17 protein-coding genes are annotated in these 16,366 nt (G+C 64.5%); 3 read left to right on the top strand and 14 right to left on the bottom strand.

Annotation, left to right across the window (positions count from 1 at the left end; translation table 11 throughout):
• Positions 1 to 3: 3 nt before the first annotated feature.
• From rnc to rpmF, 3 genes are all read right to left on the bottom strand, one after another.
• The gene (gene rnc, locus ACMRQN_RS00225; RefSeq protein WP_296058594.1) at positions 4 to 894 is read right to left on the bottom strand and encodes a ribonuclease III; all 891 of its coding nucleotides are present in this window, start codon (positions 892 to 894) and stop codon (positions 4 to 6) included.
• A 51-nt stretch (positions 895 to 945) separates the two neighbouring features.
• On the bottom strand, positions 946 to 1,992 hold the full coding sequence (gene plsX, locus ACMRQN_RS00220; RefSeq protein WP_418733373.1) for a phosphate acyltransferase PlsX: 1,047 nt from the start codon (positions 1,990 to 1,992) through the stop codon (positions 946 to 948).
• Between the two features lie 161 nt (positions 1,993 to 2,153).
• Positions 2,154 to 2,333 (bottom strand): 50S ribosomal protein L32, encoded by a 180-nt coding sequence (gene rpmF, locus ACMRQN_RS00215; protein WP_158049213.1) that lies wholly within the window; start codon positions 2,331 to 2,333, stop codon positions 2,154 to 2,156.
• Between the two features lie 280 nt (positions 2,334 to 2,613).
• Here rpmF and ACMRQN_RS00210 point away from each other — a divergent pair, with 280 nt between their 5' ends.
• Positions 2,614 to 3,879: a transposase gene (locus tag ACMRQN_RS00210; RefSeq protein ID WP_418733311.1), complete on the top strand. Its 1,266-nt coding sequence runs from the start codon at positions 2,614 to 2,616 to the stop codon at positions 3,877 to 3,879.
• Positions 3,880 to 4,179: 300 nt separating this feature from the next.
• Here ACMRQN_RS00210 and ACMRQN_RS00205 read toward each other — a convergent pair whose 3' ends face one another.
• The 6 genes from ACMRQN_RS00205 to ACMRQN_RS00180 form a co-directional block, all read right to left on the bottom strand.
• Entirely contained in the window at positions 4,180 to 4,794 is a 615-nt protein-coding gene (locus ACMRQN_RS00205; protein WP_418733310.1) for a YceD family protein, read from the bottom strand.
• Complete coding sequence (locus ACMRQN_RS00200) at positions 4,794 to 5,270, bottom strand: ATP synthase F0 subunit B (protein ID WP_158049208.1); 477 nt, start codon at positions 5,268 to 5,270, stop codon at positions 4,794 to 4,796. Before ACMRQN_RS00200 ends, ACMRQN_RS00205 begins: the two co-directional genes overlap by 1 nt.
• A 178-nt stretch (positions 5,271 to 5,448) precedes the next feature.
• Positions 5,449 to 6,036: a 16S rRNA (guanine(966)-N(2))-methyltransferase RsmD gene (gene rsmD / locus ACMRQN_RS00195; RefSeq protein WP_418733309.1), complete on the bottom strand. Its 588-nt coding sequence runs from the start codon at positions 6,034 to 6,036 to the stop codon at positions 5,449 to 5,451.
• A 1-nt stretch (position 6,037) separates the two neighbouring features.
• A complete protein-coding gene (locus tag ACMRQN_RS00190) occupies positions 6,038 to 8,245 on the bottom strand; it encodes an ATP-dependent DNA helicase RecG (RefSeq protein WP_418733308.1) in 2,208 nt (735 codons plus the stop codon).
• A 212-nt stretch (positions 8,246 to 8,457) separates the two neighbouring features.
• Positions 8,458 to 10,092: a DAK2 domain-containing protein gene (locus tag ACMRQN_RS00185; protein WP_418733307.1), complete on the bottom strand. Its 1,635-nt coding sequence runs from the start codon at positions 10,090 to 10,092 to the stop codon at positions 8,458 to 8,460.
• 65 nt (positions 10,093 to 10,157) lie between these two features.
• Positions 10,158 to 10,505 (bottom strand): Asp23/Gls24 family envelope stress response protein, encoded by a 348-nt coding sequence (locus tag ACMRQN_RS00180; RefSeq protein WP_296058576.1) that lies wholly within the window; start codon positions 10,503 to 10,505, stop codon positions 10,158 to 10,160.
• A 219-nt stretch (positions 10,506 to 10,724) separates the two neighbouring features.
• Here ACMRQN_RS00180 and rpmB point away from each other — a divergent pair, with 219 nt between their 5' ends.
• The gene (gene rpmB, locus ACMRQN_RS00175) at positions 10,725 to 10,916 is read left to right on the top strand and encodes a 50S ribosomal protein L28 (protein WP_158049204.1); all 192 of its coding nucleotides are present in this window, start codon (positions 10,725 to 10,727) and stop codon (positions 10,914 to 10,916) included.
• 172 nt (positions 10,917 to 11,088) lie between these two features.
• Here the strand turns inward: rpmB and ACMRQN_RS00170 are convergent, their stop codons facing one another.
• From ACMRQN_RS00170 to rpe, 5 genes are read right to left on the bottom strand one after another with little or no spacing between them, the layout of a single operon-like run.
• A complete protein-coding gene (locus ACMRQN_RS00170; RefSeq protein ID WP_417296561.1) occupies positions 11,089 to 11,811 on the bottom strand; it encodes a zinc ribbon domain-containing protein in 723 nt (240 codons plus the stop codon).
• A 51-nt stretch (positions 11,812 to 11,862) separates the two neighbouring features.
• Positions 11,863 to 12,753 (bottom strand): Nif3-like dinuclear metal center hexameric protein, encoded by an 891-nt coding sequence (locus ACMRQN_RS00165; protein WP_418733306.1) that lies wholly within the window; start codon positions 12,751 to 12,753, stop codon positions 11,863 to 11,865.
• 42 nt (positions 12,754 to 12,795) lie between these two features.
• On the bottom strand, positions 12,796 to 13,608 hold the full coding sequence (locus ACMRQN_RS00160; protein WP_418733305.1) for a histidinol-phosphatase: 813 nt from the start codon (positions 13,606 to 13,608) through the stop codon (positions 12,796 to 12,798).
• Positions 13,609 to 13,618: 10 nt separating this feature from the next.
• A complete protein-coding gene (locus ACMRQN_RS00155) occupies positions 13,619 to 14,830 on the bottom strand; it encodes a cysteine desulfurase family protein (RefSeq protein ID WP_418733304.1) in 1,212 nt (403 codons plus the stop codon).
• A gap of 3 nt (positions 14,831 to 14,833) precedes the next feature.
• Positions 14,834 to 15,568, bottom strand: coding sequence for a ribulose-phosphate 3-epimerase (rpe, locus tag ACMRQN_RS00150; protein ID WP_417059820.1), 735 nt, complete (start codon positions 15,566 to 15,568; stop codon positions 14,834 to 14,836).
• Between the two features lie 183 nt (positions 15,569 to 15,751).
• On the opposite strand from rpe, the gene ACMRQN_RS00145 reads away from it, so the two are divergent.
• Positions 15,752 to 16,237: a methylated-DNA--[protein]-cysteine S-methyltransferase gene (locus tag ACMRQN_RS00145; RefSeq protein ID WP_418733303.1), complete on the top strand. Its 486-nt coding sequence runs from the start codon at positions 15,752 to 15,754 to the stop codon at positions 16,235 to 16,237.
• Positions 16,238 to 16,366 lie beyond the last annotated feature (129 nt).

Here is a 16,366-nt window from a genome sequence, read left to right as displayed (position 1 = left end):
TCGCTAGCCCTGTTTCTTCTGAAGGCGTGCGGCTTCCTTCTCTGCTTTGATGCGGGCGCGCTCGGAGGCCTTCTCGGCCTTCGCATGTGCTGCAGCTTCTTTCTCGGCAGCGCGGGCGGCTGCCTTCTCGGCCTTGGCCTGCGCCGCGGCCTCCTCCTTGGCGGCACGCTCCTCCTCGGTAAGTCCGAGCCCGAAGAACTCGCCGAGGCGCGCGAGCGTGCTCTTCGCAGCCTGGCTCTCGGCCTCCTTCTTCGTGCGGCCGGTGCCACGGGCAAGTCCCTGGTCACCCGCATAGACCTGTGCGACGAACGTGCGGTCGTGCGGCGGGCCCTGCGTCTCGATGAGCTTGTAAGTCGGCGTGATGCCGCCCTCCTGCAGCTTCTCCTGAAGGGCGCTCTTGGGGTTTTCGGGCTGCGCGGCCAAATCGAGCGACATATGCGGGATAAGCGTGCGGCGCACGAACTTCACTGCGGCGTCGATGCCGCCGTCAAGGTAGAGCGCGGCAACGACCGCCTCGTAGACGTTTTCGAGCGCGGAGTGAAGGCCTCGCTTGCCCGTGCCCGTCTCGGAGGAGCCGAACACGATGATGTCGGCGAATCCGAGCTTCGCAGCCACATCCGAAAGGCTCGAGCCCGCGACGAGCGCCACCTTGATGCGGGTGAGCCCGCCCTCGTCGATTTCATGAAAGCTGTCAAACGCGATCGCCGCGACGATGGCGCCCACAATGGAGTCGCCCAAGAACTCCAGGCGCTCGTAGGAGTATTTGACTGGACGGCCCTCCGTCGCCGAAGGGTGTGTAATTGCCGAGAGGAGCAGCTGCTCCTGCTTGAATTCGTAGCCCAAGATTTCCTGGGCGCGTGCGAGCTTTTCCTGCTGTTCTTCAGTCATCGACATGCTGATATCGGACCACCTTGCGATTACCGTGTCTTCTGATTGCTTAAACGTTTATTCTACCTGTTCAGAATTATTTGCGTCGGAGCCTGCGAGCGTCTGCGCGATTATTTCAGAAACGTTCTCCCGGGCGGCGCGGGCGGTCACGAGGATGCCGTTCTTCACCGCCTTCGCGTTCGAAGAGCCATGCCCGACGACGACGGCGCCCTTGCAGCCCAGAAGCGGCGCGCCGCCGTAGGTGTCGGCGCTCATGCGGTCTTTCAGCTCGTAGAGCTCGCTTTTGAGCGCGAGCGCGCCGATCTTCGCCTTCGCCGAGGACATCATGGCTTCCTTCACCATCTTGAAGAGCACCTTCGATGTGCCCTCGATGGACTTGAGGGTCACGTTGCCGGTGAAGCCGTCGCACACCACGACGTCGAAATCGCCCGTCAGAATATCGCGACCCTCGGCGTTGCCCGCAAAGCCCGGCACCTGCTTAGCCATGAGCGCATGCGTCTTAATCGCGAGGTCGTTGCCCTTTTCCTCCTCCTCGCCGATGTTGAGAAGGCCGATGCGCGGGTTCGGGATGCCCAAGATGCGCTCGGCGTAGATGCCCGCCATGCGGGCGAACTGGACGAGGTAAGCGGGCTTGCAGTCGGCGTTCGCGCCCACGTCGCACAGAAGCACCGGGTGGGACGGCGCGGGAAGTGGCATGGCGAGAGCCGGGCGCTGCACGCCCTTCACGCGCCCGACCACAAGCGTCGCAGCGGCGAGGCATGCGCCCGTCGACCCCGCGGAGAAGAAGCCCTCTGCCTGGCCTTCTTTCACCAAGCGGCAGCCGACCACGATCGAGGAGTCCTTCTTCTGTCGCACGGCGCGGGCGGGGTGCTCGCCCATGTCAATCACCTGGGTGGTAACGTGCGCCTCGCAGCGGTCGCGGTTCGCGGCGAACGGGGTCACCACCTCGTCGGGCCCGCACAAAACGATCTTGAGCGCAGGGTCGGCCTCAAGCGCGGCTGCGACGCCTTCGAGCACGACGCCGGGCGCGTTGTCGCCGCCCATGGCGTCAACTGCGAGAACGGTTCCGGGAAACGCCTCGGCCGCAGCACGAGCGGCGGCCAGTTCGCGAGATTTCCTTCCCAAGGTGAACTCCTATCCGGCAGACGCGATTGCACCCACCTCGTGAAAAAGCCTCCCGTCCGCGCGCAAGGGCGCACGGATATGGGAGGCTCCAGGCTTGCCTATGTAAGAAGCTAGGTCGGACTCGGCGAGCCCGCAAGCCGCTATTCGGTCTCGATGACTTCGCGGTTCTTGTAGAAGCCGCAGTTCGGGCACACGCGATGCGGAAGCTTCACTTCGCCGCACTGCGGGCACACGGAACGAGAAGGTGCGTCGATGCGATCGTTAGCGCTGCGACGAGTATGGGTGCTTGCACGACCCGTTTTTTGCTTAGGTACTGCCATGATCTAGCTCCTTTGTAAAACATCGGACGGATTTCCGAACCGCCCGCTTATCACTGGGTAAACACGCGAAGAGATATGATAGCAAAGAGAAACGAGCGGCGCAAGGCCTTGCGCGCGTTTTCACCCAAGCCTACCACATAATGCGCAGAAAAGCTTGATTTGCAAGTTCATCCGAACACTTCGATTTCGTTCTCGAACTCAGCCGGACGCGTCCGGATGAGTTCGAGAATTCCTTTCCGGAGGCGAGGGCCGAGGGCCCTCCCGAGAGAAAGGAAGAGCCATGGAGGGAAAGAGGCGGCAGAAGCGGTACCGCAGGCTGGACCGGGCCGAGCGCGCGGCGATACAGAACGGCCTGGACAAGGGCAGGTCGTGCAGGCAGATGGCCCGCGACCTGGGCCGCTCGCCCTCGACGGTGGCCGACGAGGTGGCCCGCAACCGCACCGTGTCCAAGGGGCCCGGCAAGGGCGAGAGGGTCCGGGACGCGCCGGAGGACGCGTGCCCCAAGCTGCTGTCGTGGCCGCGCTGCTGCAACGGGTGCAGGAACCTGCGCTACCGCAGCTGCTCGAGGAGGTGGCGCTGCGAGTACTCGGCGGCCCGGGCGCAGGCGCTCGCGGACGCCGAGCTGCGCGAGTCCAGGATCGGCGTCGACCGGGACGAGGCCGGGTTCGAGTACGCGATGGGGCTGATCAGGTGCGACGTGGCCCGGGGGCTGTCGCCCCAGCAGATAGCGCTGGCAAGGGCCGGCCAGATCGGCGCCTCGCCGTCGACCATATACCGGTGGATATCGCGCGGCTACGCCGGGATGTGCGACCTCGACCTGCGCAGGAAGTGCGGCTACAAGCCCAGGTCGCGCTCGGAGCCGCCGAGGCCGACGGCGCACGGCGGGGCGCGCTCCTTCGCCGCCTTCATGGGGCTTCCCGAGGAGGAGCGCGCCCGCGCCTGCGAGATGGACACCGTGATAGGGCTCAGGTCCGACCGCCGGTGCCTGCTCACATTGTACCTGAGGGCGTTCAGGTTCCAGCTCGCGCTGCTGATGCCCGACAAGACGGCCGCGTCGACGGAATCGGCGCTGGACATGCTCGAGAGGGCCGCGCCGAGGGCCTTCGCCCGCCTGTTCCCCCTGCTCCTGACGGACAACGGCGCCGAGTTCTCCGACTGCGCGGCCATCGAGCGCTCCGCGCTCGACCCGGCCGCCAGGCGCTGCTCGGTCTACTACTGCGACGTCCGCCAGTCCCAGCAGAAGGGCGGCTGCGAGCGCAACCACGTCGAGGTCCGCAAGATACCGCCCAAGGGCCGCGGGATCAGCTTCGACCGGCTGGGCGGGCGGGACTGCGCGGTCCTGATGTCTCACCTCAACTCCGAGCCCAGGCCGTCCCTGGGCGGCATGTGCGCCATCGACATGCTGCTGGCGGCGCTCGGCGCCGACGGGCGCGAGCTGCTCGACGCGCTGGGGGTCGAGAAGGTGCCCTACGGGGAGCTCGACATGACGGTCGGGGCGGTGGAGGCGGACCGCAGGCGCCGCGGCGAGGGGCCGCTGATGCCTTAGCCCCGCCGGCCCGGGAAACCGAATAGGCAGGGCCCTCCAGCCCGTCCGGATGAGTCCGAAAACCGACCCGGGCGGGCCGGCGGAGCCATGCCCGAAACTCAGCCGGACGCCCCGGCCGAGGGCCCTCGGGGCCGAACCGACCTGGAAAAACGCAGGACGGGCGCGCGAGCGCCCGTCCTGTTAGCTGCGAAAACGCCGATTACGGCGCGGGTGTTCGGCTAACAATGAGAATCAACCAATGCGCAGAAAATCGCAAACGACATTTCGACGGACGCGCTGAAAAAATGAGCACGATTGAGCTTAATCGGCCGATTCGTCGGAATCGAACGAGAAGTTCGCAAGCGCCGCGAAGGGGTTTTTTGCCAGCTCGAACTCGTCGGGCCCGTCGGATTGCTCCTTCTCGCACCCGCACGGCCCCTCGTTCAAGTTGGCGCCGCAGGTGGGGCACAGGCCCTTGCAGTCCTCATCGCACAGAGGGACGAGCGGCAGCTCGAACACGATGGCCGCAACGACGAGGGACTCCATATCGAGCACGTGGTTCGCGGGCAGACGGTCGAACTCGTCCTCGTCGGCACCTTCGGGAATCTCCGCGCCGTCGAGCAGGAAGTATCCTTCGATTTCACCCTCGACATCGAAGACCGCATCCTCAAGGCAGCGCGCGCAATCGGTGCGCGCCTCACCCGTGACGCTCCCCGTGACGAGCAGCGCGTCGCCTGTGTTGGAGACGTCGGCATGCCACGAAAGCGGCTCACTGAAGCGGTACGAGTCGGGACCGCACTCGAACTCATCAACGGCAACGGTGCCCTCGAACTGGGCAAACTCTGCAGGCGAGAATAGCTCGGCGGGAACCTCGAGGGAAAGCGGATCCCCCGAGACGACGCGCAGGGAGCTTTTAACGCTAGAAAGCTCGTCCATTAGCCGCGACCGACGTTGGTCGACCCAGCGTTCAGGCGATCGCGGCAACGGCGCACGTTGCCGAGAAGCGTGTCGAGGCTCTGCTCAACGTGACCGAACACCTCGTCGGCGTAGTCTTCCGCGCCGGCGCGTGTCTGACGCTCGAGCTCGCGGGCGTCGGCCAAGATGGTGTCGGCCTGCTGCTGTGAGATGCGCACGATTTCCTGCTCGGAGGCGATGGTCATCGCCTGGCTGCGCGCGTCTTCGATCATGCGGTTCGCTTCGGCTTCCGCATCATCGAGAAGGCTCTGGCGTTCGCGCACGATCTGGCGCGACTGCGCGAATTCGCTCGGGAACGTGTCGCGGATCTCGTCGATGATCTCGAAAGCGGCGGACACGTCAACCTGACGAAGGTTGTTCTTGCCGAAAACTGGCTTTGCATCCTCAAGCAAAATCGAGAGTTCCTCGAGAAGACCCAAGACCCCGGTTTCGTCCATGTTATTCCTTCCAACCTGCTGTTATGCAGCGTTTAATCTGCGCTTCGTGTGCTGCGCTTTGTGCGCACATGAGTCCATTTATCATATCACGACGCCCTGATTTGGCAAAACGCACCACAGAGCATTCATAAGCCTCAGCTAGGCGCAGACGCATAATAAAAACTGCGCCCGCCACGCGCTACCCGAGCGTATCCGCCAAGCGCAGGATATCGACTGCCGTCTCGCCGTATTTCTTGCGGGAAGAAAGCGCAAACCCGCACGCCGCCTCCGCCTCGTCGGCATCGGCGTTCGTCGAGAGCGCATGCTCGTACACCACAATAGCATCGTCAGAGACTGCCCCCGCCTTCGCGAGGTTCGCCACCATCCTGAGGGACTCCTCCGCGGCAAGCGCGTAGGGTGGATCGAGAAACACCAGGTCGAACGCGGGACGTTGGCGAGAAGGCGGCTTCTCGAGCACATCGGCGCACACGAGGCGAGCGCGGCGCGGTTCAAGGCCGAGCGTGCGCATGTTCCCGGACACCACAGACGCCGCCGCGCCGTCGCGCTCGAAGAAGCACGCCGATGCGGCGCCGCGGGAGAGAGCCTCGAGGCCTAGTGCCCCCGACCCTGCAAAGGCGTCGAGCACGACCGCACCCTCAAGGCCCCCGCGCGCGGAGGCAAGCGCGCTCATCAGCGACTCGCGCACGCGATCGGTCGTCGGGCGCGTGCCATCCCCCTTAGGGGCCTTAATGACACGGCCGCGATATTCACCTGCGATGATTCTCATGCTATCCGCCTTCCCCAGCGCGCGCGGCGCCGAGCAGCAACCGTACCTCCCGCCCGAGCGCCGCGTGATCGGCAGCGGCAAGGTCGGGGTCGTTTTCCAAAAGCTCGCGCGCGTCGGCATGGGCCGCTTCGATAAGCCCACCATCGCGCACGACGTTCACCAGCTTCAGCACCGAGGCGCCGCTCTGGCGATTGCCCAGGATATCGCCTTCGCGGCGAAGCGACAAGTCGATGCGGGCGAGCTCGAAGCCGTCGTCGCAGGTCTCCATCGCGCGAAGGCGCTCGAGGGCGACGTCTTGCTTCGAGGCGGACACGAGAAACACCCAGGCGGGCTTCTCGCCGCGACCGACGCGACCGCGCAGCTGGTGGAGCTGCGAGAGACCGAAGCGGTCGGCGTCCTCCACGATCATGACGGTCGCGTTAGGGACGTCCACGCCCACCTCGATGACCGTGGTGGCGACCAGAACCTGCGTCTCGTTATCATGGAATCGCTGCATGACCTGCTGTTTCTCGGAAGATGGCAAGCCGCCGTGCAAAAGCTCGACCTTCCAATCGAAAAACGTGCTCCCCTGGAGCACCTCCGCCTCGCGCGTCGCCGCGGCCACGTCGTCGTGTTCCAGGTCGGCATCGTCCTCGATGGCAACCATCGGGTGGTACGCCCCGCCGTCGGGCTCCTCGCGCGATGCGGCGGCCCCCTCCCCCGCCATCGCATCGCGCTCCTGGGTGTCCTTGCCCACAAGCGGGCACACGACATACACCTGCTCGCCGCGACCGAGAGCCTCGCGGGCAGCGTCGTAGGCGTACCCGCGCTCCGACTTCGCGAGCACGCGCGTCGTGCGGCGCGCTGCGTCGTGCGGTCGATGCTTCAGGTACGTGAGCGTCAAGTTCCCGAACAACGCGAGCGCGAGCGTGCGCGGAATCGGCGTCGCCGTGAGGAAGAGCGCGTCAGGCGCGTCGCCCTTGGCGAGCAGCTTCGCGCGCTGGGCGACGCCGAAGCGCTGCTGCTCGTCGATCACGGCAAGCGTGAGGTTGCTCGGGCGCACGTCGTCCTCGAGCAGCGCATGCGTGCCGATGAGCACGTCAAGGCTGCCAGCGGCGAGGCGGGAGAGTAGCTCAGCCCGCTCGGATTCCGAGGTCGACCCAGTGAGAGCCGCATGGGTGATTCCCGCCGCGTCGAAGAGCTTCCCCAGGCTGCGCTCGTGCTGCTGCGCAAGGACCTCGGTCGGCGCGAGAAGCAGCGCCTGCCCGCCCGAATCGGCCGCAGCCGCGATGGCGAACGCGGCCACGACAGTCTTGCCCGTGCCCACATCGCCTAGAAGCATGCGGTTCATCGCATGCGGCTGCGCCATCTCGCCGAGGATGTCGAGTCGGGCCTGCTGCTGCTCGTCGGTGAGCGTGAACGGGATCGCCGCGTCGAGCGCCTGCATGCGCGGGCCCGCGATCTCGTGCGCCGTGGGCACATGGCCGCGGCTGCGAGCCGCCCCTTGTTGCATGAGGTGGAGCTCGAGCAGCAGCACTTCCTCATACGCCAAGCGGCGCCGCGCCTCATGGGCTTCGGCCAGACTTTCGGGAAAGTGAATCGCGCGGAACGCGACCTGACGGCTCACCAGGCGATACTTCACGCGAAGCTCCAGCGGCATCGGGTCGAGCACACCTTCGGCGAGCTCGAGCGCGTTGCTCACGAAGCGCCGCATCAGCGCCGGCGTCACCTTCTCGCCAGCAGGGTGCACGGGAATGACGAGGCCGTGCGCGGGCGCGTCGGACCCTTCGAGCGGAAGGATCTGCGGGTTCACCATTCGCTTAAAGCCGTAGTTGAACTCGATTTTGCCGGCGATCGCCACGCGCATGCCGGCAGAGAGCTGCTCGGCGAGCCACGGTTGGCGAAACGCAGTCACGATCACAACGCCCGTAGAGTCAGTGACGCCAATCTCCACCAAGGTCAGGCGCGGTTTCGGGCGCTTGAGCTTAACGTCGTGGATCACGCCCTCGATGGTGCACGACTCGCCGATGCGCGCCGAGGCGGCGGTCTCACGGGCGGAGAGGTCGATGTAGCGCCGCGGGAAATGCGTGATGAGCCCGCGGACCGCGCGAATGCCGAGCTTCTCGAGCGCCTTCGCGCGCGCGGGGCTCACCAGGCGCACGCGGCTCACCGGCTCGTCAAGCCCGAGCGTGGCCTGCAGCCTATCGGGTATGTGGGAAGCTTCCGGCAAAATAATCCTTCAAAGTGAACCCTGTCGAGCTTCCGCGGCAGACCTTCGTGCTCAAACAGTCCTGCTTTGGCGAACGGTCCACTGGACCGTTCGCGTCGTGCGGAACTGCGCTCGAAGGCCCGCCGCGGAAGCCCTCACTTTCTCCGATAAAAGCGCCGAGGCTGTCGAGTCCTCGCCCGCCAGCCTCGGTTTGAACAATCTGAAAAGCTAGCCTACTCCACGGAGAACACGATCGGGTAAAGCGGTTGCTCGCCGCGGTGCGCGTCGACTTCCAGTTCGTCGAAGCGCGACTCTATGCGCTCCACCAAAGCATCCAGCTGCTCGTCCGAGAAGTCCTCGCCCGCAAGCAGCGTCAGTGTGTCGGCGTCTTCGGCCTCCATAGTATCGAGCAGCGACATCACGACATCCTCCACGCTCGAGCCAACAGCCTCGATCGAACCGTCGGCGATACCGATGACATCGCCGTTGTGGATGGGGTTGTCATGCGCGTCCTTGGAGTCCTTGATCGCCGTGGTGACCTCGCCGGTCTTCGTGTCGGCGAACGCGCTCGTCATGTTCTCGACGTTATCCTCGAGCGACGCGGTCTCGTCGGCGCTGAACAGCGCCGAGAACGCCTGAGGCACGCTCTTCGTGGGAACGACGGCGCAAGGAACCTCGGACAGCCCCGCCGCGCTTTGGGCCGCCATGATGATGTTGGAGTTGTTCGGTAGGATGATGACGGCGTCGGCGTTCACGCGCTCAACGGCGTCGAGCAAATCCTTCGTCGAGGGGTTCATGGTCTGCCCGCCCGACACCACGACGTCGACGCCCAAGCTCTCGAGAATCTTCGCCATGCCCGAGCCAGCGGCGACCGCCACGAACCCGAGCGGCTTGTGCTCAGAGCGCTCCTCGGCCGCAAGCTTCTCGTTGCGCTCGACGCTCTGAAGCTTCATGTTGTGGATGAAGACTTCCGAGATCTGGCCGCGCTCCAAGAAGTAATGGAGCACCTTGTCGGGCGTGTTGGAGTGAACGTGCACCTTGAACTTGGGTTTCTCACCAACGCACAGCTCGCAGTCGCCCATCGTGGACAGGAAATCGAGCGCCTCATCCTTGTCGAGCACGTCGGAATCGACGAGGAATTCGTTGCAGTAGGTGTACTTGGAGCCCTCCCAGTCGTTGATCTGCTCGATTGCGACCTTCGGAGCCGCGCCGGCACGGGCAAGAGCGAGCTCGTCGCCAAGGGGGCCGGACTTGCCGAGCAGCGCCGCAGTGAACGCGTCAGCCAGGATGGCCAGGCCGAAGCCGCCGGCATCGACCACGCCGTTCTCCTTGAGCACCGGAAGCAGGTCGGGCGTGCGCTTCACCGAGGCGTAGCCTTCCTCGACGATGGCCTCGAGCGCCTCGCCGACGGAGAGCTTCTTCTTACGCGCGTGCTTGGCGGCGGCGGCCATGTCCTTCACCACCGTGAGGATCGTGCCCTCAACCGGCTTGCGCACCGCCTGGAAAGCGACCTCGACCGCGCGGGCGAACGCCGCATCGATCGTCGTAGTGGAAACCTCGTCAGCCTCCGCGCAGCCCTCGCACAAACCGCGGAGAATCTGCGAGGTGATGACGCCGGAGTTCCCGCGCGCGCCCATGAGGGCACCCGTGGTGATGGCACGACGGACCTCGGCTACGCCCGCGTTCGCGGGAAGCTTCGCAATATTGTCGACGACCGACTTCAGCGTGAGCGACATGTTCGTGCCGGTATCACCATCGGGAACGGGAAACACGTTCAGGCGATTGATCTCTTCCTTGCGCTCGCTAAGCTGAGCAGATGCCGAAGCAATGGCGGCAAGGACGTCTGATCCGGTATAGGTTTGTGACATAGTGGAACGATCTCCTTAACAAGCAGGCCCGCACGCCGATGCGGCGCGCACCCGCAGAAACGATGCTATTTGCGGACCTTCACGCCTTGCACGTGGACCTCGACGCCGTCGAGCGGGACGCGCGCGTACTCCTTGAGCGCGAACGTGACCTGGTCGACGAGGTTCTGGGAAACGGCGCTGATGTTCGTGCCGTACTCGATGACGACGTAAAGCTCGACGTGGACCCCGGCGTCGGTGCTCGAAACGACCACGCCGCGGCGCAGGCGCGAGGCGGGCAGGATCTTCGCGATGCCGTCGACGGCGTTCGGAGCCGCCATGCCGACGACGCCGTAGCATTCGAGAGCCGCGTTGCCGACCATGTCGGCCAGAACGTCGTTGGCAACATGCAGGTTGCCAGGAATCGTTGTGCTCATGATGCTCCTTTCGCAACACGCGCGAAGCCTAATCGCCCGCGCGTAATCATCCAAAAAGGCAGTATAGCGCAAGGAAAAGCGCCCACGATAGCTGCCAGAACCCAGCGGCCGCTATTACACACGAAAAGTCCTTGAAACGAGCTGTCTGTTTGTGATATAGTAGTTAGGCTTTTTTGTCATCAACGGTTTTTAACCGGCACGTACACGGAGTTGAGAATTATGTCGAAGATTTGCGAAGTTTGCGGCAAGGCACCGTCTTTCGGTCGTAGCGTGAGCCACTCCCATCGAGTGACCAACCGCATGTTCCGTCCTAACATCCAGAAGGTCACCATTCGCGACGAGAAGGGCCGCGTCCGCAAGGCGAACGTCTGCACCAGCTGCATGAAGGCCGGCAAGGTCGAGCGCGCGTAAAAGCGCACTTCAATCGCGCAGTGGGTTCTGCCCCCGTCGCGATTGACCGCACTGCCTTTTGGTACCAAAAGCAAAGCCCGCATCCGCGGGCTTTTTTGGGTTTGGGAGATAGCACAAGAACACGAAGCCCCCTCTTTCCACACACAAAGAAAGAGGGGGCTTAAAAACGCTTCTACGACGGTAGCACAATCAGCAGGCGCTTGCAGTTGGGACACTCACCAAGCGGCGCATGCGCTTTCAGGTCGATCAAGTGGCCTTGCTCGATCGGGGCGCGACAGGCGCCGCAGGCATCGTCGCGAAGAAGGGCAACTGCCACTCCTCCGCAATGCTTTGCCGCACGGTCGTAGCGGGCCTTGAGATCGGCAGGCAGATTCGCCGCAATCTGATCGTGCGACGAGGTAAGGTCGGCCTCTTGCTTTTTCAGCTCGCCACCCTGCGACTGGAACTCGGCTGTTGCAGCCGACTCCGTTTCCCGAAGCTGGGCAAGTGCCGTGGAAATCTGCTTCTCAACTGCAGAAATCTTATCCAACTCAGCATCGACGGCAGCGAGGTCCTCCTCAAGCGTGGCGCGGCGCTTCGCGTAGCCGTCCATCTCGCGCGTATGCGCCTCGACGTCGCGGTAGCCGGACGCCGAATCGACCGCCTTCTGCGCCTCCTCCTGCTTTGCGGCCAGTTTGCCGTCCTCCTCGGAGATGCCAGCAAGCTTCTCCTCTGCCTTTGCGCGAAGCTTCCCCACCGTTTCCTGCTTCTCCTCGATGGCCTTGATCTTCTTGCGCGCAGCGACAATCGTCTTTCGCTGCGGAAGATCGGCGATGGCCTTCTGGACGCGAAGAAGCTCCATGTCGTTGTGCTGTAACTCGATGAGCGTGGAAATGTCTTCGTCTTTGACCTGCATGCGTTGTTACCTCGCGCTTCCCTTGTGTTCCTTCGTTTTACGTCCGCTATTCTACAACCTGGTCGATTCCGGATGAGACCAATTGCCGCTCTGGTCTATCACCTCGATGCAATCTACGGAAACGCCCGCTGCCGCCACCGCATCTGCCAAAACGCCGGTAAAGGGCAACTCGGTCGTGTCGTGGCCCATGTCGATGATGGCAAGCCCCGCCGCAGACGCATCGAGCGCCGCGTGGTATTTCACCTCGCCGCAGATGAGGCAGTCCACATGCTCGCGCAGGCACGCGGCGACGATGCTACCGCACGAGCCCGTATAGGTGGCAACACTCTTGATCTCGCGGTCGAAATCGCCCCACACGCGCGGAACCTGCGCAAACACCGAGGTACAGCGCGCGGCGAGCTTTTCAAGCGTCATCGGCGCGTCGCCTTTGCGCACCGAACACAGCTGGCCGTATCCGCGATCGGGCCCCGAGGGGCACGGCACGAGGACGCGTCCGGACCAGTCGAGCGAGAGCATGTTGGGAAGCATGCGCGCCGCAAGCGGGCTTGCGTCAAGGCCGGTGTGAAACGACATCACCGCGACGCCCGATTCGATGGCAGCCCACACCACCGCGCCCGGAGACACCGCCGCAGAGGCGCCGGGCTTGAACTCGCTTGGCGGATCGAGGAAGGCGGGATGGTGCGTCACAAGCACGTTCGCGCCGCGCGACGCCGCCTCGTGAATCGCCGCAACCGTGGGGTCGAGCGCTACCGCCACGCGCGTGACCTGGCGCGACGGATCGCCCACCGTAAGGCCCGCCCGATCCCAGTCTTCAACGTCTTCTTTCGGGAAAGCTCTGAACAGCGCCGCTTCCAGGGCGCCTACGCTTAAGGTCCTCTCCTTCTTGGACAGGGGCCCGGATGCGCGTTTGCTCAGTCCCGTTTCAGGTTTTGCAGAAGCCATGTTCACATCCTCCTTATGCGTTCGAATGAGGTTTCATGCCCTTTATTGTATCGGCAGCTCCCGCCGCTCGCCATGCGCCAGGGGAATCGTCACGCAATCATAACCTGCGCGGGCCATGAGCTCGTACGCCTCGCGGATACCGAAGGCGACGTCAACCGGCTTGTGCGAGTCGGTGCCCACCGTGCAGGGCACACCCGCGCGGTGGAATGCGGAAAGCAGCTTAAGCGTCGGGTACATCTCGGCGCAGCGCTTCACCGCACCCGCCGTGTTCACCTCCACCATGCGTCCACCCGCGCGCGCCGCCTCAGCCATGCGCGCATACAGGGGCTCCAAGGGGTAGGTTGGGAAGTGCCCGAGTTTTTTCGGCAGATCAGGATGGGAAAGGACATCGAAACGGTCGGGCGAGGCCGCCATTGCACACCATTCGTCCACGTATTGGCGCCAGATGCGGTCGGGCGCGCCCGGTTCAAGCCACGGGCTCTCGATGTCCTCGTTGTCGATGCCCCAGGTGCCAAGGAAGTGCACCGACCCCAGCACCACGTCGAAGCGCGAGGTGTCGCGCTCGGCAGGTGTGCGGTCCTCCGCCGCGCCGAGCCAGTCCATCTCGCATCCCGAAAGGATGGTCATGTGCGGATGCTTTGCGCGGGCGCGGTCGATGTCGGCGAGATAGCCCGCGACGGACTCGCAGGGCATAGCCTCGTCCCCGCGCGGGTCGAACGCGCCCGAAAGCGGGAAGTGCTCCGTTACGGCGAGCACCTCGATCCCCGCCGCGTCGGCTGCGGCAACAAGCTCGGCCACCGTGCCCTCGCCGTGACCGCAGAGTGCCGTGTGGGAATGCGTGTTCACAAGCGGCATCGCAGGCACGTTAGCCCCGATTCCAGTTGAGGGCCTCGTCGAAAGCGATGAGGAACCTGTCGATATCTTCGGCGGTGGTGTAGCGTCCCATCGAAATGCGCAGCGCACCGTAGGCGTCGTCACCCTCCACTCCGATGGAGCGCAGCACGTGGCTCGGCTCGAGCGAATGCGACGAGCAGGCCGACCCGCCCGACACGCCGAAGCCCTTCATGTCGAGGCGCAGGATGAGCGTCTCGCTTTCAAGGTCGCTCACGATCACGTGCACGATGTTCGGCAGGAAGTCCACCGAACCACGCGGGACGTCGACCGTCGGGCGCACGCCCGGCACCTGGGAAAGCTTCTCGTAGAGCTCATCGCGCAACTCGCGCAGGCGGGCGGATTCCACAGGCTCCATCGCGCAGACCGCGCGGCAAGCGGCGGCAAAACCGGCGGCGCCCATGACGTTCTGCGTGCCGGAGCGCCGGCCCGCCTCCTGCCCGCCACCGAGCTGGAACGCCAAAAGCGGCGTGCGCGCCTTTACGTACAGCGCGCCGATACCCTTCGGGCCACCCACCTTGTGCGCGGAGAACGATGCGGCATCGACATCCCATTCGCGCACGTCAAGAGGCATCTTCCCCAAAGCTTGAGTCGCGTCGACGTGGAAGAGCGCGCCGTGGGCGTGCGCGATGGCGGCAAGCTCGCGCACCGGCTCGACGCTGCCGAGCTCGGAGTTCGCAGCCTGAATGGACACGAGCACCGTGTCCTCATCGATCGCTTCCTCAAGCGCGTCTGCGGTGATGAAGCCGCGAGAGTCGGGGCGCAGGCGCGTCACGCGAAAGCCCTGCTGCTCGAGCCGCTTTGCAGGCATGAGCACCGCCTCGTGCTCGATGTCCGACACGATAACGTGCGGCGTGAACGAGCCCGAGGCCACACGGCGCGCTTCGGCAGCGGCGGGGGCAACCCCCAAAAGCACCGTGTCGTCGGACTCGGTAGAGCCCGACGTGAAGATGACTTCGCTCGGGCGGGATGCGCCGATGTCGCGAGCGATCGACTTGCGCGCGGATTCGAGCGCCTCGAAGGCGGCACGGCCGGGCGAATGGAGCGAGTTCGCGTTCATGTTGAGGGCGAGGTTGTCGCGCCCGCAGGTGAGATAGGGCTTCATAGCCTCGAGCGCCTCTTCGCACAAAGGTGCTGTCGCGGCATAGTCGAGATACACGTAATCGGGACTCACAGTGGCAGGCATTACCTACATCTCCTCTTCGGCGAGGGCTTCCTCGGCCCGCGCATCCTCGATGGCCGCCACGCGCGCGGCATCGCCCTTCTCCTTCACGGCGGCAAGCGCAGCCGCGGGGTCTTCCGCCCCGAACACGGCGCTGCCGCATACGAGCACGTCGGCGCCAGCCGCAGTGAGGCGCTCGACCGTTGCCTCGGACACGCCGCCGTCGACCTCGATCAAGAGCGCATCGTTGCCGACCGCGCGCGCCATTTCGGCGACAGCCGCAACCTTCTCCTCGCTGCCTTCAATGTAGCTCTGCCCGGAAAAGCCCGGCTCGACGCTCATCACGAGCACCATATCGAGGCGCGCGATGACCTCCTCGAGCACCTCGGGGGGCGTGTGGGGCTTGAGCGCCACGGCGGCCTTCGCACCCGCGTCGTGGATCATGTCGACCGCACGGCGCAGCTCGTCGCCGTAGAGCACCTCGGCGTGCACGCACGCAATGTCGGCGCCCGCTTCGAGAAACCACGGCAGCTCGTCGAGCGGGTTGTCGATCATGAGATGCACGTCGAGCGGGATGTTCGCCAGCTTCGCGAGCTGCTTCACCACGGGAACGCCCATGGTGAGGTTGGGAACGAAATGCCCGTCCATCACGTCGACGTGGACATAGCCCGCGCCCGCCTGCTCGATCATGCGGATATCGCGGCCGAGGTTCATGAAGTCAGCCGAAAGAATAGAGGGCGCTATGGCCACCGGTTGAAACATGGGCGTGCTCCTTGTCTACCTATTACGCCGCCTACCTGCGACGTTCTCTCGTCACGCAGCCATTCTAGCGCACTGGGCGCACGCGGCGGGCACATCGAGCAATGACATGTGAAATCCCCACGCAGCAACGCGAGAAGGCACCTCGCCCGCCTATAATAGATACACTGACAGGAAGAAGGCCCCATGACGCATAGCATGCTCTCGCACTATTCCTACCCCACCCCCCACGGCCCGATCACCATCTGCGCGAGCGAGCGGGGCGTGCGCGCAGTCGCGTTCGGCGAGGTGCAGCTTGCTGGTACCCGGCGCCCGACGGAACTTTCGAACCGCTGTGCCACCGAGCTTCTGGAATACTTCGCCGGGAAGCGCACCGCCTTCGACGTCCCGCTCGACCCCGAGGGGACCGAGTTCCAGAAAAGCGTGTGGGAAGCGCTTTCCCGCGTGCCCTTCGCCACCTCGGTCACCAGCGGAGATATCGCGCGCGATCTGGGGAAACCGAAGTCATACCGCGCTGTTGGGGCCGCGGTGAGAGAAAACCCGCTCGCCGTGATCATCCCCGACCATCGGGTCGTGCGCGCCAACGGACGGCCCATCTCCGCCGACGCGCGCGGGCGCATCCGCGAGGGGCTTTTGCATATGGAAAAGGAACAAAGCCGAGGTGCGAGTTAAGTTTTTGAGGAAAAACAGCCGAGAAATCTGCTAGCGAAGGAAAAGGGCCCTTCGGTATGCTTGCGGGTGTCTAAGCCAAAGCAAGCAAGAGAAAGGCCCTTCACGATGAATCTTACCACGCGCGCCGAC

It is taken from the genome of Ellagibacter sp., from assembly GCF_048412355.1.
Lineage (GTDB): Bacteria > Actinomycetota > Coriobacteriia > Coriobacteriales > Eggerthellaceae > Ellagibacter.
Note: the sequence above shows the minus strand (reverse complement) of the source record. Positions and strands in the feature narration are given on the sequence as shown.